Here is a 24,401-nt window from a genome sequence, read left to right on the forward strand (position 1 = left end):
TCAAGCTCAGCAAGTGCCTGAACAATCGAAGTAAAAGAATCGGCATCTGCCATCCCCAATGCTCGTCCTAGCTTCTCTGCGGAAAAGCTAACGTTGGCATTATCCGTTAGATAAGTTAATATCTGATCATTTAATTTCGTACTTGTTGTCATTTTACACCTCAAATATTTTTTGTAAGAAGTTGGTAACATCAGCGAATAATTGCCGATGAGCACTATTAACCGTTAATACATGGCCAGCCTGTGGATAATAATGGTAATCGACTGGTGTCCCTTGAGCTAATAGTCGTGCTTTTAGTTCTTCCCCAGAATGCGGATCGATCATTTCGTCTTGACCACCCTGACCGATAAAAAATGGCTGGTGAATGGTATCAAGGTGCTGATCAATTTCCCGCGTCATTTGACTAATCTCTTCTAGTTGCTTTGGCAGTAACTGGTCAATTTCATTAATCCGCATCGTTATTTCTTGCGAAGGCAACTTCTGCTTTTGATAATAAGCCGACGATAATTGAGGGAAGAATTCGGGAACGTTGGATTTTCCCCAACTAGTTACGGGCGAAGCAAACACGCCACCACCAGCTAAAGCAGGATCATTCTCTAAAGCCTTGGTCGCTAAGAGTCCCCCTAAAGATAATCCAAGAACGGCAACCTTAGTCATCCCCAGATCTCGCAACTTGCGAATCGCTAATTGAGTATCTGACCACCATTCTTCTGGACTTCCCTTTTGTAATACAGTCAGCGGATCCTTACCGTGTCCCGTAAATACCGGAGCATAAATCGTATAATTCTGTCGTTCAAGATGTCGCGCCAACATTCGGACATCGGCACTGCTGCTCGTATACGAATGTAGAAGAACTACTCCATTACGCCCATGTGGAAATAAAAAGGGCTTTCCCGAACTAACTTCCATTATTCTCTCCTTAAAATAAAAAAGGCCTCCTGAATACATGATACAGGAGGCATCGCTGCTCTAGTGTGATGAAACGAAAACTAAGGCTAACGCCAGGATAAAGAAAATTGCCCCACAAATGGTAGTAACAACCTGCATTACCGCTTCGAACCCACGTGCTTTCCGCCGTGAGAACAAGTCACCAGCTCCACCTGTTAAAGCAGACATTGCATCGTTATCGTTCTTAGCTGGTTGCATCATTACGCATGCAATCAGAACTACACAATCTATTAAAAATAAAGTCATTAATGTGTTATACAAGGATTTTTCCTCCTAATAATTACCCACTATATCTAGTACATAATAACATATTATAAAACTAATTTCTATACTTTTGGTGCATGAGATGCATGTTCTAAGATTTCTTGCAACTTATTCTTATCCGAAATATTCGCTTGAATTAAGAGTGTATCGCCCGCTAAGAGAATCGTTTGCCCATTTGGGATCAACTTATCTTCACCACGGTAAATCAATGAGACGATACAATCGGCTGGCCAAGAATAGTCCGCAATTTTACACCCATCAAACTCTGACCCAGGGTAGATCGTCACGGAAAGGGTTTCTTGATGAAGAGGCTTTTTATCAGCATGGAGACCAATAAAGTTTTCAAACATTGCCGTATAAACCGGTTCACCATGCAGGGCATCGACAACAAGGTAAGCAATGATTGAAACCATCGCTAGCGGCATCAAGTGGGCCAGTGAACCGACCATTTCAGTAATTAATAGGATTGCGGTAAATGGTGCCTTACTAATGCAGGCAAAGTATCCCGCCATTGCGTAAATAATAAAGTTAGGAAGGTAACGTGCCGGCAAAATACCAAAGCGAGTCATTAGTGCACAGTAAACCGCCCCTAAAACCGCTCCCAGGGTAAGGATTGGGAGAAAGATTCCCCCTGGTAACTGACTACCGTAACTAATCATCGAAAAGACAAAGCGGAGAACAAAAAGGCCAGCAAAAAGGGTCAATGAGAATGGCAATAATCTTAATTCCGCAATTAGCTGGTTACCACCACCCAGAGTGTATGGGAGGTACCAAGCAATTGGAATAACCAGCAAAAACGGGATAACCGGGTAAGCTGCTGGTTTTAACCAGGTTAGTTTTGCCGACCATTTATCAAGCCGCAAAATAACAACTTGATAGAGACGGCCAAGAATCCCTAACGCAACACCCAAGATAATCAAATGCCAATATAGGCCAACCGGCAATTCATAACGATACGGAACGTTTAAGACCGGCTTAAGACCAAAAATAGTCATCGACACCATATTTGAACAAAGGGAACTAATAAAGGTTGCCAACCAAATTAATGGTGAAAAATTATGGTAAACCTCTTCTAGAATAAAGATGGTACTAGCGATCGGTGCATTAAAAGCGGCTGCTAATCCAGCAGCAGCACCACTGGCAATTCCAACCCGCCGATTAAGTGAATCCGCGTGAGCTGTTTCTGCCACACCTTGACCAATCGTTGCGCCTAACTGAATTGACGGTCCTTCACGTCCAAGAAATAATCCTGAACCAATGGCAAAGATTCCGCCAAGGTACTTTCGCCATAAAACCGGCCACCACTTTTCGTCGAATTGGCACTTTAATTGTCCCTCAACCTGAGGAATCCCAGAACCCTTAATATTGGGGTACCGTTGTGCTAGTCTCCCCAAAATCAGGGCTAAAACAACCGAACCGATCGCCCAATAGATCACCCCAACAGGATGGTGGTGAAAATAGGCAAAACTACTAGTAACGATTCCCAAGAAATGTTGAATAATCAGCCGAAACGTACTAACTACTAGCCCCGTTAATAGACCAATAATGATCGCGCGAAACATCTGTTTAACTTGACTATCTTGATTGGCGATTGCTTCCTTATTCATTCTTTCCCCTAACTTTCTTCTAAGATACACCAAAGTATTGTACTACATCTTAAAAGAAAAAGCAGGCGGTGAACCATGATAAGTCCATTGCCTATTTGATAAAAAATCTATTTAACTGTCTGTTTTGTTCCTCGATGACGAATTAGGTAAACAACCGTGGCAACAATCAATACCAGTGCCCCAACAATTACTGAAACCCGCGTATCAGGATTAATGAACATGAAGACCACAATCACAATCAACATGATAAAGGCAAAGTAGTTGGAGAATGGGTAAAGCGGCAACTTAAATGGGTGATCTGCCATCAGGTCTGGGTTATTCTTTCGAAATCGTAATTCGGCAAGAAGAATTACAAACCACGGAATCATCCCTGGTAAGACGGATGAACTAAAGACAACCACAAACATATCAGAAGTTGAGTGGTTATAAACTGAAGAAATCATATCAATGATAAAGCCAATCAGGATTCCTCCAGAAATTCCTAAAATAGCTGCATCAGGAACGATCCGCTTAGAAAGACGACCAAAGATCTTCGGTGCGTCACCTTCATGAGAAAGCTTGAATAACATCCGACTAGAACTGTAAATTCCTGAGTTAGCACCGGAAAGGGCTGCTGTTAAAACAACAAAGTTAATAATTGATGCCGCAGCGGTAATCCCCACCTTCGCAAAGGTTGAAACAAATGGTGAACCAACGCTACTCAACTTATCCCACGGGTAAATCGTAACAATAACGAAGATCGCACCAACATAAAAGATTAAGATCCGGAAAAGAACGGACTTAACAGATTTGATAATTGCTTCTTGTGGGTCAGCCACTTCCCCGGCAGAAATTCCTAATAATTCAATTCCTTCATATGAACCAACGATGATTGACATGGAGAAGAAGAAACCACTGACACCACCAGTAAAGAAACCACCGTGGGACCATAAGTTACTAAAGCCTGTTGGGTGTCCACCATTACCAAAGCCAAAAAGGATCACCATAAAGCCAAGGAAAATCATGAAGATAATGGTAACGACCTTGATCATCGCAAACCAGAATTCAAGGGAGCCATATGCCTTAGCACTAGCGAGGTTTGCCAATACCAAGAAAATGATAATCACAATCCCAGCGATCCAGGTATGCATATGTGGCCACCAAAACTTCAGGTACTCCGTTGCCGCCACAACTTCAGACATCCCAACGACAATATATTCAAAGACATTCGCCCACTTAGCAAGGTAACCAGCAAGGGGATGAACATATTCAGTAGCGTAATCAGCAAATGATCCCGTTCCCGGATTAATATAAATCATTTCCCCCAACGCTCGCATAACAATATAAAGAATCAGCCCAACAAAGGCGTACGCTAAAAGAACTGACGGACCAGTCCACTTAATAGTCGAAGTTGATCCCATAAACAAACCAACACCGATTGCACCACCTAAGGAGATCATCTCCATTTGATTAGCGGTCATCGATCGCCGCAATTTTGGCGCAGAATCTTTCATTAGTATCAAATCCCTTTTTGAAATTATAGCTTTTCAAATTATATTATATGAATTTCAATTTGCCAAGGATTTCTCTAATCGTTTTCTCATTGTTAACTAGTTAAGCCAAAAATATTAAAGTTAATTAAGTATTTACTTATTTAGGTTAACAAAATTAAGTAATAACCACTTTCAGCCAAAAAATAAGTTACCCACACTCAGAAATCCTCCAAATGTAGGTAGCTTACTAAATTTATAATCAGAACTTATATCTAGTTCTAATATTTAATTAACGGTTTTCGATGTCTTGACGAGCCTGTTCGCTCAAGTTGTAGAAGGAGTGGATACCCTTGTATTGAGCAACGTCACCAAGTTGGTCTTCAATCCGCATTAATTGGTTGTACTTAGCAAGGCGGTCAGTCCGGCTCATTGAACCAGTCTTGATTTGTCCGGCGTTAGTAGCAACAACTAAGTCAGCGATGGTAGTGTCTTCAGTTTCACCAGAACGGTGTGAAACGATGGCAGTGTAACCAGCTTCCTTAGCCATTTCGATAGCTTCAACAGTTTCAGTCAAAGTACCGATTTGGTTAAGCTTGATTAAGATTGAGTTAGCAGCACCCATCTTAATACCCTTCTTAAGGTAATCAGTGTTAGTTACGAAGAAGTCATCACCAACAAGTTGAACCTTCTTACCAAGCTTCTTGGTAATGGTTACCCAATCATCCCAGTTATTTTCATCAATTGGGTCTTCAACAGATACAACTGGGTACTTTTCAATAATTCCTGAAAGGTAGTCGATAAATTCATCAGTGGTGAATTCTTCACCGGTTGACCAACGAAGCTTGTACTTCTTGTCTTCGTCGTTCCACAATTCTGAAGCGGCAACGTCAAAGGCAATAGCAATATCTTTACCTGGCTTGTAGCCGGCATCCTTGATAGCCTTGATCAAGTATTCGAATGGTTCTTCGTTGTTAGCAAAGTCAGGAGCAAATCCACCTTCGTCACCAACAGAAGTTACCTTACCAGCAGCTTCCAATTCCTTCTTCAAAGCGTGGAAGGTTTCTGAGCCCCAACGAATTGCTTCACGAACAGTTGGTGCACCAACTGGCATGATCATGAATTCTTGGAAGTCAACCTTGTTATCAGAGTGAGCACCACCGTTGATAACGTTCATCATTGGTGTTGGCAATAAGTGAGCATTGAAACCACCAAGGTAGTTGTAAAGAGGAACTTGTAATTCGTCAGCAGCAGCACGGGCAGCAGCAAGTGAAACGGCCAAAATAGCGTTAGCACCTAACTTACCCTTATTTGGAGTACCGTCTAACTTGATCATTGCCTTGTCAATTGCGATTTGGTCGGTAACTTCCATACCAACAATTTCCTTAGCAATAACATCATTAACGTTAGCAACGGCCTTTAAAACTCCCTTACCGCCGAAACGGTTCTTATCACCGTCACGTAATTCAACGGCTTCGTGTTCACCAGTTGAGGCACCTGAAGGTACGATTCCACGGCCAACACCACCAGCTTCAGTATATACTTCAGCTTCAACTGTAGGGTTACCACGTGAATCAAGAACTTCACGTGCATAAATATCTGTAATAAGTGACATTTGATGAATCTCTCCTCTGTCTTAAATTCGATAGCAATCGCGCTACTTCATTAACATTGTATTATTTTGTGCAAGCAAAAACAAGCATTTAGTGGTTAACTAATTTTAAAAATGTTTCTGGATCTAAACTGGCACCCCCAACAAGGACACCATCAATGTCTCGACTTGCCATCAATGCATTAATATTATCTGTTGTAACACTACCACCATAAAGGACCCGGACATCATCTGCAACTTCATTGCCATACATGTAAGCGACTGTTTGCCGAATCAGGTAGCATCCCTCTTCCGCTTCATTTGGATCGGCACTTTGACCGGTTCCAATCGCCCAACTTGGTTCATAAGCGATCGTAACATGCCGAATCTCGTCGCTTGATAATCCCTTAGCATCATAAAGGATCTGGTTTACAACCCAGTGAACCTTTTTACCAGCTGTTCTTCGTCCCATTGTGTCATCACAGCACACAATCGGACAAAGGTGATCCGCCAAAGCTGCCTTGATCTTTTTGTTAATAATCTCATCAGTTTCATGAAAGTATTTTCGCCGTTCGGAGTGTCCCAGAATCACATGGTGAATCCCTGCTTGATATAAGGCAAGGGGACTTGTCTCACCCGTATATGCTCCTTCATTTTTGTAGTAACAATTTTCGGCAGCAATTTTTAACGGTGAACCGTTAGCAGCTTCGATCATTGGCACCAATGATAAAGTTGGGCCCGCGATTGCTGTTTCTAACTGGTCTGCTGGCGGTAACTGATCCCGGACCTTTTTTACAAAGTCAACCGATTCAGCCACCGTTTTATGCATCTTCCAATTTGCAGCAATAATTGGCACCCTCATCTAAATCACTCCTCATCATAAATGGGATTGTAACAGAAAACTTTAACATTACCTCAATATACAAACAGGTCCAAGCATTCGGAACTTCCGAACACTTGAACCCTATTTGCAGTTATGGGAGGTTCGAAAACGGACTATAATAGTCCTATCTCACCCCTATTATATATTACTTTTCAGAAATTGCAGCAATTCCCGGCAAAGTCTTACCTTCAAGGTAAGTTAATGAAGCTCCACCACCAGTAGAAATGTGGGTAAGCTTGTCAGCAACACCTAATTGCTTAACAGCAGCAGTTGAGTCACCACCACCAACAATAGTAGTTGCATTAGTCAAAGTACCAAGGAACTTACCTATTTCAAGGGTTCCCTTAGCAAAGTTTGGCTTTTCAAAGACACCCATAGGACCGTTCCAAACAACAGTCTTAGCATCCTTCAATACATTTTCAAATTCCTTGATAGACTTTGGACCAATGTCAAGTGCCATCCAGCCATCATCAATGTCGCCTTCAACAACCTTAGTGTTAGCGTCATTATCAAACTTGTCAGCAACAACATTATCAATTGGCAAAACAAGCTTGTCGCCAGCCTTGTCAAGGATCTTCTTAGCAACATCAACCTTGTCCTTTTCAACAAGTGAGTCACCAGTCTTGATACCCTTAGCAGCGTAGAATGTATAAGCCATTCCACCACCAATGATAATCTTATCAGCCTTTTCAAGAAGGTTATCGATAACACCAATCTTGTCAGATACCTTGGCACCACCAAGAATGGCAACGAATGGACGTTGTGGATTATCAACAGCGTCACCTAAGAACTTGATTTCCTTTTCCATTAAGAAACCAGCAGCAGCCTTGCCTGGCATGTTAGTTGCAATACCAACATTAGAAGCGTGCTTACGGTGTGCAGTACCAAAGGCATCGTTAACGTAAACGTCACCCAATGAAGCCCAGTACTTGCCTAATTCAGGGTCATTGCCTGATTCGCGCTTAACGTATTTTCCATCCTTAACATCTTCGTAACGGGTGTTTTGGACAAGTAATACTTCGCCATCCTTAAGTTCGTTAATAGCGTCTTCAAGTTCCTTACCTTCTGTAACGGGAACGAACTTAACTGGCTTGTTAAGTAATTCGGAAAGACGTTCTGCAACAGCCTTTAATGACTTAGCAGGCTTGTCTTCTTCCTTCTTAATCCGGCCAAGGTGTGAAAAGAGAATTGCCTTACCGTTATGTTCGATAACGTACTTAATAGTTGGTAATGCGGCAACAATCCGGTTGTCGTCTTCAACCTTAGTTCCGTCATCACTAATTGGAACATTAAAGTCAACCCGCATTAATACCTTTTTACCATCGAGTTGTAAATCTTCAACAGTTAATTTTGCCATAGATTATGTTTCCTCCTTCTTGGTCAAGAAAAAGGGTGGTCGGAGTCTCCTCCTCCCACCTTTTTGATGCTTTAATATTTCAGCACTTCGGATTAAAGTTCAGCAAAGTGAAGCAAAGTCCGGATCATGTTGCAAGTGAAACCATTTTCGTTGTCGTACCAAGCAACAGTCTTAACTAATTGAGTACCATCTTCACCTTCCATAATTTCGGTTTGTGATGGGTCAAATACTGAACCAAAGGTAGAACCAATGATATCACTTGAAACGATTGGGTCTTCAGTGTAGCCGTAAGCAGGGTTGTTTTCAGCAGCCTTCTTCATAGCACCATTAACTTCATCAACTGATACCTTCTTGTTCAAGATAGCGACAAGTTCAGTCAATGAACCAGTAGGAACAGCAACACGTTGTGCGTGACCAGAAAGCTTACCGTTCAATTCTGGAATAACAAGACCAATAGCCTTAGCAGCACCACTTGAGTGAGGAATAGTGTTAACTGCGGCAGCACGGTTGTTACGGAACTTCTTACCACGTGGTTGGTCAAGAACAGCTTGACTACCAGTGTAAGCGTGAACAGTAGTCATAGTACCAACCTTAAGGCCGAAGTTCTTGTTCAACCAGTAAGCCATTGGTGCAAGACAACTAGTGGTGCATGAACCAGCAGAAACAATCTTGTCGTCAGCCTTCAAAGTGTCCAAGTTAACGCCTGGAACAACAGTAGGGATGTTACCAGCAGGTGCAGAAATAAGAACACGCTTTGCGCCGGCATCCAAGTGGGCTTGTGACTTTTCTGCAGAAGTGTAGAAACCAGTACATTCAAGGACAAAGTCAACGCCGTCGTTCTTTACCCAAGGAATATTACGTGCGTCACGTTCTGCGTATACAGGGTATTCCTTACCATCAACAACAATACCATTGTCAGTTGATGAAACTTCACCATCAAAACGACCTTGAGTTGAGTCATACTTAAGCAAGTAAGCCAACATTTCTGGTGAAGTCAAGTCGTTGATAGCAACAACTTCAATATCATCAGTGTTAAGTTCGTGAATACGACGGAATGCCAAACGACCAATACGGCCGAAACCATTAATACCAATCTTTACAGTCATACTGCAATTTCCTCCTTTAGGAAAAACATAATTAGTGTTTGCTAATTCAATCACATTTGCTTGACTCACAGCTCAATCAAGCCGTGACAAGCATCTATACAAGTTCATGACTTAGCAATTACAACCTTACGGTATTAATAATACTCACAATTCACTAACTTGTCTATCTAATTAGCCTGAAAAATTCGATTTTTCTTGTGAAAACGTTATCATTTTGAAAAGTTGTAATTTTTAGTTGCAATTATAACGGGAATACGATAATATAATATTTGTTGACGCGCCCTTAGTGTAATGGATCGCACGTGAGATTCCGGTTCTCGAGATCCGAGTTCGACTCTCGGGGGGCGCATTATCTTATTTAAATAAGAGACCAGAAGCGCAACGATTGCTTTTCTGGCCTCTTATTTTTTTGCAGCTACTTAAGTAATGTAAAAGAAAAGCAATCCCGATTATCATAATCTAGGGATTGCTTTATTTTCAATATAAAAAGGCTAACTAGTTTAATCCTAATTAACCTCATTACATAATTAAATTACTTTTCTTCAGCTGGCTTTTCCTTAGCCCACTTACGAATAGCTTCAATCTTCTTTTCCTTTAATGCTCGCTTGTACTTAGGAGCAATTGGCCGACGACCTTGAACGCCGTATGGGTGTGCTTTACGCATAGCAAATGCCTCCTTATATATTAAACGTAAATTAATTAACGTTCCAATTATACCGGGCATCGATTTAAAAAGCAACCCTTCTCAAGGACCTTACTTTCAACGATACTATTATATCAATAATTAAGCCATAGAAATTTTATTTCCTAATCAACCTAGACCAATTTTAAAATAATTGATTTAAATATTATTAACAAAAGGGTTTACAAATTATACCAATCAGTGTACTATATAGTTGTAATCAAAAAGGAGCTAATTAAAACGCTCAATATATGAAAACGAGGTAATTTATTATGACTAAAGATGCACTTAAGGTATTCATTAAATTTAACAATATTAACTGGTCAGCTCTTGATAGGGAGTCAGCTGCAACTGAACTTAGTTTAATCAGCAAGGATCTTTAATCGTTCACGGTATGGTTAAGCATTATCTCCTCTCCCCCTATATATAATCGTATAATACTTAGCCATTAGCACCACGAATTGACCATACTAAAACATTGAGGCCGTTAAACTCCCGGCCTCTTTTTTATTTTTCGCGGCAAATTATTTGACCTTTTTTGACCAAACTAGTATAGTATTCACATAAGTTAGCAAATATGACTAACAAGTGCTAAAAATTAAGGGAGGCTAATCAGCTATGAATTTAGTTCCTACTGTCATTGAGCAGTCATCTCGTGGCGAACGAGCTTATGACATTTACTCACGGCTTCTAAAGGATCGAATTATTATGTTATCCGGTCCAATCGAAGACGACATGGCTAATTCAATCGTTGCGCAATTGCTATTCTTGGATGCGCAAGATTCAACAAAAGACATTTACCTTTACATTAATTCACCAGGTGGTGTGGTAACATCTGGAATGGCAATTTACGATACCATGAACTTCATTAAGTCAGATGTTCAAACCATCGTTATCGGTATGGCTGCTTCTATGGCCAGTGTTCTTGTATCATCTGGTGCTAAGGGTAAGCGTTTTGGTTTGCCACACTCACAAGTTTTGATTCACCAACCATCTGGTGGTGCTCAAGGTCAACAAACCGAAATTGAAATTGCTGCTACTGAAATCTTAAAGACCCGGAAGATGATTAACGGAATCCTGGCAAAGAATTCAGGACAACCAATTGAAAAGATTAACCGTGATACCGAACGTGACCACTACTTAACTGTTCAAGAAGCTGTTGATTATGGCTTACTTGATGGGATTATGGAAAACAACTCTAAGTTAAAGTAATCTATGTAACACAAAAAGGAGACTGAAAATTTCGGTCTCCTTTTTTATTTTAAAATTTTATGGTGCAACGGCCTTAGTTCTTAGTTCGTCGGCATACGCGTTTAGTTTACGTAGTCGGTGATTAACACCTGACTTTGAAATTGGTCCACCCGGTACTAATTCGCCAAGTTCTTTTAAACTAACCTCTTGGTGAGCAAGTCGTGTTTCAGCGATTTCCCGAAGTTTATCGGGAAGACTCTCTAAGCCAACACTCGATTCAATTAACTTAATATTTTCGATCTGCTTCGTTGATGCGTTCGCGATCTTATTCATATTGGCATTCTCACAGTTAACTAGCCGGTTAACAGAATTACGCATGTCGCGAACTATCCGGACATTCTCAAACTGAAGCATCGAATTTGTTGCGCCAATCAGCGACATAAAGTTAGCAATTTTTTCAGCTTCCTTCAGGTAAACAATATAGCCGCTTCGTCGCGCCGTAGTCTGTGCGTTCAAGCCAAACTTATTCATCATTTGAGCAATTGTTTCGTTATGTTCCTCGTATAATGAATAAATCTCTAAGTGGTAACGGGATGTTTCCGGATTATTAACGGATCCACCAGCCAAAAAGGCCCCCCGTAAATATGACCGAACCATCCATTCATCCTTTAGTAGCTTCAACGGAACCTTTTCCTTGATTTGCATCCCCTGCAAAATTTGCAGGTCATCAAGGACTCGCTGTGCAGAATACCGTAGTCGTACGATATATTGGTTATTCTTCTTTAGCTTCATCTTCCGGCGAACAACAATTTCACTCTCTACATGGTAAAAATCTTTCAATAACGAATAAATTCGCCGAGCGATCGCTGGGTTTTCAGTCTGAATGTTCAATACCAAATGATGATTACTAATTCCGAGCGAACCATTCATCCTAATTAAAGCCATTAGCTCCGCCTTAGCATTATCACGGTGTACCTTAATCGCAGTCAGCTCTTTTTTGACTTCACTAGCATAGGACATGGATTGTCACCCCCTAATCGTGAACTTCATGGAGGCGGTTCATCAACTCGTTAACTACCTTGTCACGGTCATGAAATGCTCCGTTATCCTTTAATTGTAAGAAATTCGAACTAATTACACGGCATCCTTGTTTGCGTAACCCTTGGAAGTCATGGCTAACCGGCTGTGAAATCTCGTTCCATTCCTTAAAATCAATATAGTTATCCGGGACTGGCTGGATATTAACCAGAACCGTATCAATGAAGTCTTTGCCAAGATGTTTATTCAGAACCCGAACATGATCGGCATCAGTAAAGTGATCGGTTTCACCCTTTTGCGTCATAATATTGCAAATATAAACAACTTCGGCATTACTTTCCCGAACCGCCTTCGCAACGTCATGAATCATTAAGTTCGGTAAGATACTCGTAAACAGGCTTCCAGGTCCCAAAACAATTTGGTCAGCATCATGAATAGCCCTGATTACTTCAGGCACTGCCTTGGCTTTATGACCATCCTTATCGTTTGAAGGGGTTACCCAGACTCGCCTAATTTGTTTATGAGCCTTAGTAATTTCCGACTCACCGCTCAAGGTTGAACCATCAGAAAACTCGGCATTTAACGTTAGTGGTTCATTAGAGACTGGGAAAACGTGTCCCCGAATTTCCATCATTTCCGAGAGTTCTTGAACAGCATCAAAAATATTTCCCTGCATTTCCGACAAAGCAGAAATAATTAAATTACCAATCGCGTGGCCCGCAAGAAATTGATCAGTTGTCTTAAAACGATACTGGAAAATTTCCCGCTGTAGCTTTGGCAATTCAGAAAGAGCAACCAAAACATTCCGGATATCACCAGGCGGAACAACGTTAATATAATTCCGCAAGATTCCCGATGAACCACCATCATCGGCAACGGTAACTACCGCTGTAATTTCAGCATTTTGATCGCGTAATCCACGGAGAATAACTGGCAATCCAGTTCCCCCGCCGATCACAACGATCTTTGGCTTGTGAAACATATAATCCTTCCTCTACTGTTTATTTTGCTTTATCAACATCACGATGGTGAATATCGACCTGATAATTATCATTCTTCAGTTCATCCGCAACCTTATTAGCGATCGTGACAGACCGGTGCTGACCACCAGTACAACCGATTGCAATCGTTAAGCTGCTCTTCCCCTCATGAATATAACCGGGCATTGAAATTTCTAATAATGACTTTAGGTGACTATAGAAATTCTTTGCTAGTGGACTCTTCATTACATATTCCTGGACCGCTTTATCGTTCCCGGTTAAATGCTTTAACTCAGGAACGTAGAATGGGTTTGGCAAGAAACGGACATCAAGGACAATATCCGCATCCAAAGGAATTCCATACTTAAAGCCGAATGACATTACTTCAATGTAGAAATTACTTCCCTCGCCGTGGCCGAAAATTTTATTAATTCTCAGCTTTAAATTTCGTGGCGTCAAGGTTGTGGTGTCAATCCGAACATCCGCTTCACTCTTTAAGTTATTGAGTAGTTTCCGCTCAGCCGTGACCCCGTCCAATAACCGACCATGAGGGGCCAATGGATGTGAACGACGCGTTTCCTTGTAACGGGAAATCAACTTGACGTCAGACGCATCAAGGAACAAGACATTAACCTCTAAGTCCTGGCGCTGTTTCAATTCTTTTATTGAGGGCAATACTTGATCGTAAAATCCTTGCGAACGTGAGTCCATTACCATTGCGACTTTATCAAACTGGCTTGATTTTTCCATTACATCGACAAACTTCTCTGCTAAATTAGGCAACATATTGTCGAACACAAAGTAACCCAAATCTTCCAGGCTATGGACCGCAACCGTCTTTCCAGCACCGCTCATCCCAGTGATAATAACTACCCGCATCTTATCCTCCATGTTTTCCCCCTCTTTTCTACGCTTATACTCAACCATTGTACCACAACATCCCGGGCGTGTCTCAAAGCAGAGTGCCTTCGCCCCAAAGAGTTTCCGGAAAGCTAGCAATTTCTCCTGACGAAGGCGACTTGCGCCTAGGAAGGAGGTTGCTAGCTCTAGGAAACTCGGGCGAAGCACGTTTAGTCCATGTTGCATTAGAAAGTTAGCTCGAGGAAGTTTAAGCTAAACACATTTATTAGAACCTAAAAAGAGACCGGCCTCTTCCACCAGTCTCTCATTGCTCATTAACTATTTTTTCCGTTCTTCGAGTTCTTTATCCCGCTCCAACATCTTCTTTAGATATTGACCGGTATAGCTTTCCTTAACTTCTGCCACTTCTTCAGGGGTTCCGGTAGCGACAACGTAACCACCTGCTTCGCCACCTTCAGGGCCAAGGTCGATTAACCAATCCGCTGACTTAACAACATCAAGATCATGTTCGATTACCAAGACAGTATTTCCTGCATCCACTAACCGCTGAAGAACAGCTAAGAGCCGCTTAATATCATCCATATGTAGACCAGTTGTTGGTTCATCAAGGATATAGAAGCTCTTACCATGTGATTGGCGATGAAGTTCCGCAGCAAGCTTCATTCGCTGAGCTTCCCCACCAGAAAGGGTTGTGGCAGGTTGACCCAGTGTAACATAGCCTAGACCAACGTCCTGAATCGTCTGCAACTTCCGTTTGATCTTTGGAATTGCACTAAAGAACTTCAGAGCTTCGGAAACCGTCATGTTGAGTACCTGTGAAATATTCTTCCCCTTGTATTCAACTTCGAGTGTCTCCGAATTATAACGGGTCCCATGACAAACTTCACACGGTACATAAACATCGGGCAAAAAGTTCATTTCGATCTTAATGATCCCGTCACCATGGCAAGCCTCACAACGGCCGCCCTTAACGTTAAAACTAAACCGTCCTTTATTGTAGCCACGCATTTTAGCCTGGTTCGTCTGGGCAAAGAGTTCTCGAATGTCATCAAAAACTCCAGTATAAGTTGCCGGGTTACTTCGTGGAGTCCGTCCGATTGGTGATTGATCAATATCAATTACCTTCTCGATATTTTTAACTCCGCTAATTGACTTATATTTCCCTGGCTTAGCTGAATTATTGTTCAGTTTTTGTGCCAGGATTCGTTTCAGGATCATGTTAACCAGAGTTGATTTCCCAGAGCCCGAAACACCAGTAACACAAATAAACTTACCTAGTGGGAAGTCAACATCAATGTTCTTTAGGTTGTTCTCGGCGGCTCCTTTAAGGATCAGGTGTTTTCCGTTCCCTTCTCGTCGTTCTTTCGGTACCTCAATCATCTTTTTGCCGGAAAGATACTGACCAGTCAAGGACTTTCGTGAACGCATAATCTGCTTAGGTGTCCCCGCAGCCATCACTTTGCCACCATTGGCTCCCGCACCAGGGCCAATATCAACAATGTAATCGGCCGCCCGCATCGTATCCTCATCATGCTCGACAACAATTAGAGTGTTACCAAGATCCCGCATTGCTTTAAGCGAAGAGATCAGACGGTCATTGTCGCGCTGGTGCAACCCAATTGACGGTTCATCAAGGACATACATTACTCCAGACAAGTTTGAACCAATCTGGGTTGCCAAACGAATCCGCTGAGCTTCACCACCAGAAAGTGTTCGTGCAGAACGGCTTAAAGTCAGGTACTCAACACCAACATTCTTCATAAAGGTTAACCGGTCAAGAATTTCTTTCAGGATTGGCCGCGCAATCTTTTCTTTTTGTTCCGATAACTTGATTCCCTTGAAAAACGGAATTTCCTTACTAATCGGTAATTCAGAAACTTCACCAATATTACGATCAGCAATTTTAACCGCCAGTGCCCGTTGGTTAAGCCGGTAGCCATGACAAGCTGGACATGGTAGCTCCGTCATGTACTTCCGCATCTGCTCGCGCGTAAAATCAGAATTAGTTTCCTTATACCGCCGTTTAATGTTATTAATGACCCCTTCAAACGGAACATCAACATCCCGAACGCCACCAAAATCGTTCTCATAATGGAAGTGGAAGGTTTGATCACCATTACCGTACAAGACTTGCCGTTGTTGCTTCTTTGGCAACTTATTAAATGGCGTATCCATATCAATCCCGGCAGCTTTACAGAATTGTTCAAGGAGCTGTGGATAATATTGTGAAGAAATCGGGTTCCACGGAATCATTGCTCCCTCACGAAGGGTCTTCGTCCGGTCGGGAACCACTAAGTCCACGTCAACTTCAAGCTTAGAGCCAAGGCCTTCACACTCTGGACAAGCTCCAATTGGCGCGTTAAAGGAGAATAACCGCGGTTCAAGCTCGCCCACGGTAAATCCACAGATCGGACAAGCATATTTCTCAGAAAATGGAATTGGTTCTCCACCGATCACATCTGCAATCGCATAGCCATCACTAAGACGCAGAGCCGCTTCAAACGAATCAAATAATCGTGAACGAATCCCATCCTTGATGATTATCCGGTCAATTACCACATTGATGGTATGCTTTTTATTCTTATCGAGTTCTGGAACTTCATCTAGTTCATAGGTTTCCCCGTCAACTTGAACCCGGACAAACCCTTCTTTTTTAATCTTTTCAAATACTTTCTTTTGCGTTCCCCGCTTATCACGGATGACTGGCGAAAGAATTTGTAGACGGGTTCGCTCAGGGAGGTCTAAGACTCGGTCAACCATTTGATCAGGAGACTGACTGCTAATCGGGATATGGTCGTTAGGACAGATCGGTGTCCCAACCCGGGCCCACAGCAACCGGAGAAAATCATTGATCTCAGTTACTGTCCCTACCGTAGAACGCGGGTTATGAGAGGTCGTTTTTTGGTCGATTGAAATTGCCGGTGACAAACCATCAATCGAATCAACATCAGGCTTATCCATTTGTCCCAAGAACTGCCGTGCATATGCCGACAAGCTTTCAACGTAGCGTCGTTGACCTTCAGCGTATAAGGTATCGAACGCTAAGGAACTTTTCCCTGAACCCGATAAACCGGTAATAACCACTAGTTTATTCTTAGGGATCTTAACATCAATATTCTTTAAATTATGTGCTCGTGCACCGTGGATAATAATTTTATCGTTTGCCACGAAAAATTCACTCCCCTTTACCTTTAACTATGCTTCACCCGTTTCGTTTTCTTTCCTGTTGACTGTGCCTTTAGCTCCATCACCGTATCACGGAGAGTTGCAGCCTGTTCAAAGTCAAGCCGTTTAGCAGCATCTCTCATTTGCTCAGTCAACTCTTCGATCATCTTTGCTTGATCATCCTTCTTGAGCTTAGCAAAGTCCTTAACAGTAAATTCTGTACTATCTTCTTTTTCTCCACTGTCAGCAGTCTTGGTAGTTGAGGAAATTGCATCTTGAATTGGCTTAATAATCGTCTTCGGGGTAATCCCGTGCTTCTTATTGTAAGCCATTTGAATTTCCCGCCGCCGCTTAGTTTCATCAATTGCCTTTTGCATTGAGTCGGTGACAGTGTCCGCATACATGATAACTGAACCATGAGCATTCCGGGCTGCCCGACCGATCGTTTGAATCAAGGAACGTTCATTCCGCAAGAACCCTTCCTTATCAGCATCAAGAATTGCAACTAACGATACTTCAGGAACATCCAATCCTTCCCGCAACAGGTTAATTCCAACCAAGACATCAAACTTGCCTAGTCGGAGATCACGGATAATCTGCGTCCGTTCCAGAGTCTTAATGTCACTGTGCAGGTACTTCACCTTTAACCCAAGATCCTTCAGGTAGTCTGTTAAATCTTCTGACATTTTCTTCGTCAAGGTTGTTATAAAGACCCGCTCATGCTTTTCAATCCGCTTATTAATTTCACCAACAAGGTCGTCAATTTGCCCCATTACAGGACGAACTTCAATGGTTGGATCAAGCAACCCAGTTGGCCGAATGATTTGTTGAACAACATGATCGGTTTGCGCCATTTCATATGGGCCAGGAGTGGCGGACATATAAACGACTTGATGGACATGCTTTTCAAATTCAGCTAACTTCAACGGCCGGTTATCAAGTGCGCTCGGCAACCGAAAGCCGTAATCAATCAGCATCTGCTTCCGGGCACGGTCACCGTTATACATCCCCCGAACCTGTGGCATTGTTTGGTGGGATTCATCAACTACCAATAGGAAATCCTTCGGGAAGAAGTCTAACAGGGTGTATGGTGGTTCACCGGGCTTCCGACCATCCATATAACGAGAGTAGTTTTCAATCCCGTTACAATAGCCCATTTCACGGAGCATTTCAATATCATACGTTGTTCGTTGCTGGATCCGTTCCGCTTCAAGTAATTTACCTTCCTTGGTAAACTTCTTAACCTGCTTTTTCATGTCGTTTTCGATCTGCGGCAATGCCCGATCCATAATCTCTTCACTGGTTAAAAAGTGGGTAGCTGGAAAGATCGAAACGTGCTCACGATCACCGATTACCTCACCGGTAAGCGCATCAACTTCACGAATCCGGTCAATCTCGTCACCAAAGAATTCAATCCGTAATGCCTTATCTTCACGCGAAGCCGGAAATACTTCCACCACGTCTCCATGAACCCGGAAACGTCCCCGTTGAAAGTCAATGTCGTTCCGTTCAAATTGAATATTAACTAATTCCCGAAGTAAGCGGTCACGTTCAATCTCTTGTCCTACCCGAAGTGAAACAACGTGGTTATGGTATTCACTTGGATCACCAAGGCCGAAAATACTTGAAACCGATGCGACGACAATTACATCATCCCGCTCCATTAAAGAACTAGTAGCTGAATGCCGAAGTTCATCAATCTCATCATTGATCGAGGCGTCCTTTTCAATATAGGTATCACTGGAAGGAACGTACGCTTCTGGTTGATAGTAATCGTAGTAGGAAACGAAGTACTCTACCGCATTGTGAGGGAAGAACTTCTTCATTTCGCTATAAAGCTGTCCCGCCAAAGTCTTATTGTGTGACAGGATCAATGTCGGTTTATTCACCTTGGCGATAACATTTGAAATTGTAAAAGTCTTTCCAGTTCCAGTCGCCCCTAATAGGATCTGTGACTTTTCCCCGTTTTCGATCCCTGTAGTTAACTCTTTAATTGCCTCTGGCTGATCACCAGTTGGCTGATAGTCTGAAACTAATTCAAAATTTTTATGAGGTTGACGATATATCACGAGTAATCCTCCTCAATACCCGAAAATGGAAGGCAACAACCACGCTTTGTGTCACCTTCCGCTTCTTTGGTCATAATTATCCCTTTTAGTTTATCACCAGAACATGCATTCGTCTATTGAAATGAAAGGACTAAATTGTCTCATATCAATACAATTGCTAGGCCAAAATTAACTTTATCTTAATCCTTCTTCTGGTTTGTTGATCGATGATTCCTTTTGTACATATAATATTAATGTTTAAATTTCTTAATATGGAAAGTTGGATAAAGATGTTTAGTAGTTTAAAGCATAATCGTGGTCAACAATTGGGGAGTTTATTTGTTGTCCTCACAATTATTTGCTTTTTGGGGACCACAAGTCAGTTGCTCACCCACCTGCATGAGGCAACGTGGTCTTTCATCCTCTGGTGGATTTTAAAAACCTTCGTTAGTACCGTTGTGTTATGGGTTCCAATTGCAATCGGCGCAACTCAGCAACGGCGACGGTTTAATCGACAGGTAGTTGTTATCGCTCTCTGGGTTGTCGGTGCCGTTACCTTTATCTGGGCCAAATTTACCACCCAGCCAGTAACGACCGCTGCTCAACCATCCCCAGAGCTTTACGTTGTTCAGCAGGTCTTCATTACCTGGCTGATTTCTAGTGGTCTTTTTCTTTTTGCCCAGCCACTTCAAAAACTTTGCCATCGCTGGCCAACGATTACTCGTCGCCACTGGCTCATTGGCCTCTCAGTTGTTTTTCTCTTGGTAAACTTAATTAGTGGTTATGATGCTTTTGGATTTCACCGCGGAACCAGCCTGATCTGGTTTATTTACCTTTTTGCCCTTGGTGATTGGTTAGTAAATGATCGCAAGTGGCTACAAAAGTGGTCAAATGGACGTTACGCAATTTTGACGATCACCAGTCTGCTCTTCGCGTCACTGATTACTTGGCTGAACATGAATCGTGTTGATTACAGTCCTCATAGCGATTTAACACCAAACACTCACTACCTATTAGGGATTAATCCATACCAGCCATTTTTGCTTTTATCATGCCTAATCATGGCTGCCTGGTTTTTCCGAAAGGGAGGACAAGGAAAGAAAGACGATCTCCTTCCAGTTACCGGAATTCTTTTGCTTAATCTCCTGGGATTACCAATGATCTTCACACCACTCTTATTGCCACGGACTACCTGGCAAGTTGCGTTAATTCTTGGTTTCGTGATTTTAATTGTTCTTGGTGGAGTATTATTCCTAATTAATTTCCTGGGAAATAAAATTAGTTGGCAATTAAATTATCGGAGCTTTCTTAACTGGTTTAAGAAAATTTGTAAGAATTACTGGCCCGTTCTTTTGACCTACCTGATTCTCTGGGTAATTACCCTGGTTTCTTTTGCCATTTTATGGGACGGCAAGTTTACCATGGTGCAATGGATGCTGACGGAACGTTCAAAGATCATCACGGTGAATGTCCTAATTGTCTTTGCAATTAACCTTATTTTGATGGCAATTACTAACCGTTGGTGGATCAGTTCTGGAATTACGGTGATCTTCTACTTAGGCTGGTTTGGTGCATCCGTTCTTAAGATTGCTGCCAGAAATGAACCGATTATCCCAACCGATATTTCAACATTAACTGCTCCGGGTGCAATGCTGGGGATGGTTAACAAGTGGCTCATCATCTTTACGGTTATTGCATTCATTGCTGTCATTATTGCATGCTGGCAATTAGAAAAGCGTTATGGTAACCACAGCCGTTTTAACCCTTACGTAAGGATCTGTGCTGCTGTCATTTCTTGTGGATTTTTGTTTAGCTTCAATTTTGCTAACCACAGCAATTCGATCGTTTACAAGCAATTGCAAAACATTAATGATACCCCCTACTTTTACTCCCAATTGCGTGGGGCAAAAATGAACGGGACCCTCCTGCAATTTGTTAACAATATTGACGTTCACGTAATGAATAAGCCAGCGGGCTATTCGGCAGCAACAATGAATCGAATTGCAAAGCGCTATTCAAAAGTTGGTGCAAAAATCAATCAGCAGCGAACTCATAAAAGCGTTGGGAAACAAAACCTTGTGTTTGTCCTCAGTGAAAGTTACTCTGATCCAGCACGGGTTCCCGGAATGAAGGTTAGTGGAAACCCAATTCCATACCTTCATCGATTAAAAAAGCAATCAACCAGTGGCCTCATGCTTAGTTCTGGTTATGGAGGCGGAACGGCAAACATGGAATACCAAGCTTTAACCGGCCTTTCCATTGCTAGCTTTTCACCGACACTACCAACACCGTATTCACAACTTGTCCCTTACCAAAAACGAACCTTTACTATCAACAATCTGTTCAATTATAGTATCGGGATCCATCCTTTTTCCGCTAACCTTTATAGCAGAAAAACTGTTTATAAGAAGTTTGGCTTTAATAAGTTCTACCACTTCGACGGTGGGAATAAACTTACTTACACCCAAAAGATTCATAACAGTCCCCGCGTTAGTGATGACTCAGCTTATCAAGAGGTAACGTTAAACCTTAAGCGGCATCCTCACGGTAAGTTTGTTCAACTTGCTACCATGCAGAACCACATGCCATACGGTCCTGACTACTACGCGAAAAATAACTTCCACGTTTCTGGGAAAGGTTTCAACACCCCTGAACAAAAGGCACAAATTGAAACCTACATTCAAGGAATCCACTATACTGATCAGGCATTAAAGAAGTGGATTAAACAATTAGACAGCCTTCAGCAACCGACCACTGTTGTCTGGTACGGTGATCACCTTCCAGGAATCTACCATGGTCTGCCAATGGGTAAATACGGAACCCAATTACATGAAACGGATTACTTCATTTACAGCAATGCAGCTGCCCGTAAAGCTAACCAAAATCGACTTACATGGCAACACCAGATTGTAGGTCCCAATAACTTTGCGGCAATGGCACTTGCCCAAATGGATGTTAAGGTCTCACCTTACTATGCTCTAATGACAGCAGTTGCCGAAAAAATTCCCGCAACCTCATTGCCAACAAACGGAACTGCAAAAAACAATTCCGCTCACCAGGGAGGAACCGATTTCGTTGATGCTCGCGGGAAACACGTTAAGCTAAATGCACATCAAAAGAAGCTCTTCCACGATTACCAGCTCGTTCAATACGACTTAACTGCTGGCCATCATTACCTTATGAAAGATTCGTTCTTAAAGCAGGTAGCGAAATAACCTAATACTAAATAAGTCCTCATCACGTTCATATCGAACATGATGAGGACTTATTATTTAGAAAATAGAAAATTTCACTATCTAATAATTAGCAGTAGTTTCTGAACATACAGAGTCTAATTACGGAAAATAACCGGAGCCCTCGAGTCTAACTACGAACGACTCTGATGATTTCACCATCATTCATCGTTCCAGGTTAGACCACCAGGCTCCCGAGAAGGTTATTTTCCAGCTTCTATTCTTCAGCAAACTTCTTTAATGCTTTTTCAAAGTCAGCTAATTTAGAATTTGCTTCGTCAAGTGATGGTGCACTGGTTCCAATGTAGAATTTAAGCTTTGGTTCAGTACCAGATGGCCGAATAGCAATCCAGGTTTCATCGTCAAGGATGTAACGAAGAACATTAGATTCAGGGATACCAAGTTCACTGACTTGACCATCTGCACTTGTCTTTGTGCCCTTTGAGAAGTCTTCGGTAACCATTACCTTATGACCGGCGAATTCGGTTGGTGCTTCTTCACGGAACTTCTTCATCAAACCTTGAATCTTAGCTGGGCCATCAACGCCTGGGTACATGTTAGCAACCGTGTTTTCACGGAAGTAACCGTACTTCTTGAATAATTCTTGAAGGCCATCGTACAAGGTCATCTTCCGGCTCCTGTAATATGCAGCAACTTCGGCCAATAGTGTCAATGATTGGATAGCATCCTTATCACGGACGAATGGCTTGATCAGATAACCGTAACTTTCTTCAAAACCAAACATGAAGGTATGATCAGCCTTACCAGTCTCATATTGGTGAATTTGGTCAGCAATCCACTTAAAACCAGTCAAAACATTAATCATTTTAACGCCATAGCTTTCGGCAATCTTAGCAGCAAAGTTAGTTGAAACAATTGACTTAACAGCAGCTGCATTCTTTGGCAATGTTCCCGCTTGTTTGTGAGCTTCAAGAATGTAAGCCAACATGATTGATGCAATTTGGTTACCAGTTAGCAATTGGTATTCGCCATTTGGTTGACGAACTGCGCAACCCAAACGGTCAGCGTCTGGATCCGTTGCAATAAGCACATCAGCATCGATTTCTTTACCTAACTTAATTGACCGAACAAAGGCCTCTGGGAATTCTGGATTAGGGTGTTCCAAACCAGGGAAGTCACCGTTTGGTTGAGCTTCAGTTGGTTCAATGGTGAAGTTAGTAAAGCCAGCTTGACGTAATGCCCGTTCACCAAGCATCCGACCAGTCCCGCATAATGGAGTAAAGACGAACTTCATGTCCTTACCATATTCCTTAGCAAGTTCGGGGTTAACGGTAACACTCTTTGCATTAGCTAAGTAGGCAGCATCGACATCTTCACCAATAATGGTTTCAGTACCGTTATCCAATAATTCTTGTTCGTCAGCTAACTTGATGTCGAAAATATCAGTGATCTTCCGGATATATCCGGTCATCATGTCAGATTCCTTTGGTGGCATTTGTCCACCATCTTCACCGTAAATCTTATAACCGTTGTATTCCTTTGGGTTGTGACTAGCGGTAATCATAATCCCAGCGTATGTGTGCAGGTGACGAACGGCAAACGACAATTCTGGTGTTGGCCGCAGGTTGTCATAAATGTAAACCTTAATTCCGTGAGCACCCAATACCCGTGCTGAATCATGGGCAAATTGACGTGAATTATGACGTGAATCATAACTAATCGCAACCCCACGGTTCTTGATTTCATCCCCCAGAGAATCCATCAACGTTGCCAAACCTTCAGTAGCCTGACGAACGGTATAAACGTTCATCCGGTTAATCCCGGGTCCCATTAATCCCCGCATTCCGGCGGTTCCGAAAGACATTGGTGCGTAAAATGCATCTTCAATTTCCTTGTCGTCATGCATTGCATCTAATTCTTGTTTCAAGTTTGGCTCAAGATCAGTCCGTTCTTGCCAAACTTGGTAAGTATCTTTCCAGCTCATCAAAATTGCTCCTTTGTTCTCATAATCTGATTT

Annotated in this window: 17 protein-coding genes; 2 read left to right on the plus strand and 15 right to left on the minus strand. The window is 42.2% G+C overall.

Annotation, left to right across the window (positions count from 1 at the left end; genetic code table 11):
- Window positions 1-153: 153 nt before the first annotated feature.
- The 9 genes from LKJ51_RS00875 to LKJ51_RS00915 form a co-directional block, all read right to left on the minus strand.
- On the minus strand, window positions 154-909 hold the full coding sequence (locus LKJ51_RS00875) for an alpha/beta hydrolase (protein WP_291979139.1): 756 nt from the start codon (window positions 907-909) through the stop codon (window positions 154-156).
- Window positions 910-969: 60 nt separating this feature from the next.
- Window positions 970-1,209 carry a preprotein translocase subunit SecG gene (secG, locus tag LKJ51_RS00880; RefSeq protein WP_040531604.1) on the minus strand — a complete coding sequence of 80 codons (240 nt, stop codon included), beginning with the start codon at window positions 1,207-1,209 and terminating at the stop codon, window positions 970-972.
- 65 nt (window positions 1,210-1,274) lie between these two features.
- On the minus strand, window positions 1,275-2,819 hold the full coding sequence (locus tag LKJ51_RS00885; RefSeq protein ID WP_291979138.1) for a ClC family H(+)/Cl(-) exchange transporter: 1,545 nt from the start codon (window positions 2,817-2,819) through the stop codon (window positions 1,275-1,277).
- A 107-nt stretch (window positions 2,820-2,926) separates the two neighbouring features.
- A complete protein-coding gene (locus tag LKJ51_RS00890) occupies window positions 2,927-4,312 on the minus strand; it encodes an amino acid permease (protein ID WP_291979137.1) in 1,386 nt (461 codons plus the stop codon).
- 268 nt (window positions 4,313-4,580) lie between these two features.
- On the minus strand, window positions 4,581-5,903 hold the full coding sequence (eno, locus tag LKJ51_RS00895) for a phosphopyruvate hydratase (protein WP_291979136.1): 1,323 nt from the start codon (window positions 5,901-5,903) through the stop codon (window positions 4,581-4,583).
- A gap of 88 nt (window positions 5,904-5,991) precedes the next feature.
- Entirely contained in the window at window positions 5,992-6,741 is a 750-nt protein-coding gene (gene tpiA / locus LKJ51_RS00900) for a triose-phosphate isomerase (protein ID WP_291979135.1), read from the minus strand.
- A gap of 166 nt (window positions 6,742-6,907) precedes the next feature.
- A complete protein-coding gene (locus tag LKJ51_RS00905) occupies window positions 6,908-8,119 on the minus strand; it encodes a phosphoglycerate kinase (RefSeq protein WP_291979134.1) in 1,212 nt (403 codons plus the stop codon).
- A 92-nt stretch (window positions 8,120-8,211) separates the two neighbouring features.
- The gene (gap, locus tag LKJ51_RS00910; protein WP_291979133.1) at window positions 8,212-9,225 is read right to left on the minus strand and encodes a type I glyceraldehyde-3-phosphate dehydrogenase; all 1,014 of its coding nucleotides are present in this window, start codon (window positions 9,223-9,225) and stop codon (window positions 8,212-8,214) included.
- A gap of 532 nt (window positions 9,226-9,757) precedes the next feature.
- Window positions 9,758-9,889, minus strand: coding sequence for a hypothetical protein (locus LKJ51_RS00915; RefSeq protein ID WP_255372237.1), 132 nt, complete (start codon window positions 9,887-9,889; stop codon window positions 9,758-9,760).
- A gap of 636 nt (window positions 9,890-10,525) precedes the next feature.
- Between LKJ51_RS00915 and clpP the strand changes: the two genes are divergently transcribed.
- The gene (gene clpP, locus LKJ51_RS00920; RefSeq protein WP_291978697.1) at window positions 10,526-11,119 is read left to right on the plus strand and encodes an ATP-dependent Clp endopeptidase proteolytic subunit ClpP; all 594 of its coding nucleotides are present in this window, start codon (window positions 10,526-10,528) and stop codon (window positions 11,117-11,119) included.
- Between the two features lie 57 nt (window positions 11,120-11,176).
- Here clpP and whiA read toward each other — a convergent pair whose 3' ends face one another.
- The 5 genes from whiA to uvrB all read right to left on the minus strand — a co-directional run bounded on the left by whiA (window position 11,177) and on the right by uvrB (window position 19,211).
- Window positions 11,177-12,118, minus strand: a complete 942-nt coding sequence (gene whiA / locus LKJ51_RS00925) for a DNA-binding protein WhiA (protein ID WP_291978696.1) — start codon at window positions 12,116-12,118, stop codon at window positions 11,177-11,179.
- A gap of 13 nt (window positions 12,119-12,131) precedes the next feature.
- Window positions 12,132-13,118 carry a gluconeogenesis factor YvcK family protein gene (locus LKJ51_RS00930; RefSeq protein WP_291978695.1) on the minus strand — a complete coding sequence of 329 codons (987 nt, stop codon included), beginning with the start codon at window positions 13,116-13,118 and terminating at the stop codon, window positions 12,132-12,134.
- A gap of 19 nt (window positions 13,119-13,137) precedes the next feature.
- Complete coding sequence (gene rapZ / locus LKJ51_RS00935; RefSeq protein ID WP_291978698.1) at window positions 13,138-14,007, minus strand: RNase adapter RapZ; 870 nt, start codon at window positions 14,005-14,007, stop codon at window positions 13,138-13,140.
- Between the two features lie 288 nt (window positions 14,008-14,295).
- The gene (gene uvrA, locus LKJ51_RS00940; RefSeq protein ID WP_291978694.1) at window positions 14,296-17,145 is read right to left on the minus strand and encodes an excinuclease ABC subunit UvrA; all 2,850 of its coding nucleotides are present in this window, start codon (window positions 17,143-17,145) and stop codon (window positions 14,296-14,298) included.
- A 23-nt stretch (window positions 17,146-17,168) separates the two neighbouring features.
- Window positions 17,169-19,211 carry an excinuclease ABC subunit UvrB gene (gene uvrB, locus LKJ51_RS00945; protein ID WP_291978693.1) on the minus strand — a complete coding sequence of 681 codons (2,043 nt, stop codon included), beginning with the start codon at window positions 19,209-19,211 and terminating at the stop codon, window positions 17,169-17,171.
- A 251-nt stretch (window positions 19,212-19,462) separates the two neighbouring features.
- Here uvrB and LKJ51_RS00950 point away from each other — a divergent pair, with 251 nt between their 5' ends.
- A complete protein-coding gene (locus LKJ51_RS00950) occupies window positions 19,463-22,405 on the plus strand; it encodes an LTA synthase family protein (RefSeq protein ID WP_291980041.1) in 2,943 nt (980 codons plus the stop codon).
- Between the two features lie 235 nt (window positions 22,406-22,640).
- On the opposite strand, the gene LKJ51_RS00955 is transcribed toward LKJ51_RS00950, so the two are convergent.
- Entirely contained in the window at window positions 22,641-24,368 is a 1,728-nt protein-coding gene (locus LKJ51_RS00955) for a phospho-sugar mutase (protein WP_291978691.1), read from the minus strand.
- Between the last annotated feature and the right edge of the window lie 33 nt (window positions 24,369-24,401).

The sequence above is a fragment of the Limosilactobacillus sp. genome (genome assembly GCF_022651205.1).
In the GTDB taxonomy this organism is placed as follows: domain Bacteria; phylum Bacillota; class Bacilli; order Lactobacillales; family Lactobacillaceae; genus Limosilactobacillus.

Excerpts from the sequence above, each read along its gene's own strand:
- tpiA (WP_291979135.1), bottom strand. The coding sequence starts at position 6,741 with ATGAGGGTGCCAATTATTGCTGCAAATTGGAAGATGCATAAAACGGTG.
- LKJ51_RS00885 (WP_291979138.1), bottom strand. The coding sequence starts at position 2,819 with ATGAATAAGGAAGCAATCGCCAATCAAGATAGTCAAGTTAAACAGATG.
- LKJ51_RS00875 (WP_291979139.1), bottom strand. The coding sequence starts at position 909 with ATGGAAGTTAGTTCGGGAAAGCCCTTTTTATTTCCACATGGGCGTAAT.
- LKJ51_RS00905 (WP_291979134.1), bottom strand. The coding sequence starts at position 8,119 with ATGGCAAAATTAACTGTTGAAGATTTACAACTCGATGGTAAAAAGGTA.
- eno (WP_291979136.1), bottom strand. The coding sequence starts at position 5,903 with ATGTCACTTATTACAGATATTTATGCACGTGAAGTTCTTGATTCACGT.
- LKJ51_RS00890 (WP_291979137.1), bottom strand. The coding sequence starts at position 4,312 with ATGAAAGATTCTGCGCCAAAATTGCGGCGATCGATGACCGCTAATCAA.
- gap (WP_291979133.1), bottom strand. The coding sequence starts at position 9,225 with ATGACTGTAAAGATTGGTATTAATGGTTTCGGCCGTATTGGTCGTTTG.
- LKJ51_RS00915 (WP_255372237.1), bottom strand. The coding sequence starts at position 9,889 with ATGCGTAAAGCACACCCATACGGCGTTCAAGGTCGTCGGCCAATTGCT.
- rapZ (WP_291978698.1), bottom strand. The coding sequence starts at position 14,007 with ATGGAGGATAAGATGCGGGTAGTTATTATCACTGGGATGAGCGGTGCT.
- clpP (WP_291978697.1), top strand. The coding sequence starts at position 10,526 with ATGAATTTAGTTCCTACTGTCATTGAGCAGTCATCTCGTGGCGAACGA.
- LKJ51_RS00950 (WP_291980041.1), top strand. The coding sequence starts at position 19,463 with ATGGAAAGTTGGATAAAGATGTTTAGTAGTTTAAAGCATAATCGTGGT.
- whiA (WP_291978696.1), bottom strand. The coding sequence starts at position 12,118 with ATGTCCTATGCTAGTGAAGTCAAAAAAGAGCTGACTGCGATTAAGGTA.
- LKJ51_RS00930 (WP_291978695.1), bottom strand. The coding sequence starts at position 13,118 with ATGTTTCACAAGCCAAAGATCGTTGTGATCGGCGGGGGAACTGGATTG.
- LKJ51_RS00955 (WP_291978691.1), bottom strand. The coding sequence starts at position 24,368 with ATGAGCTGGAAAGATACTTACCAAGTTTGGCAAGAACGGACTGATCTT.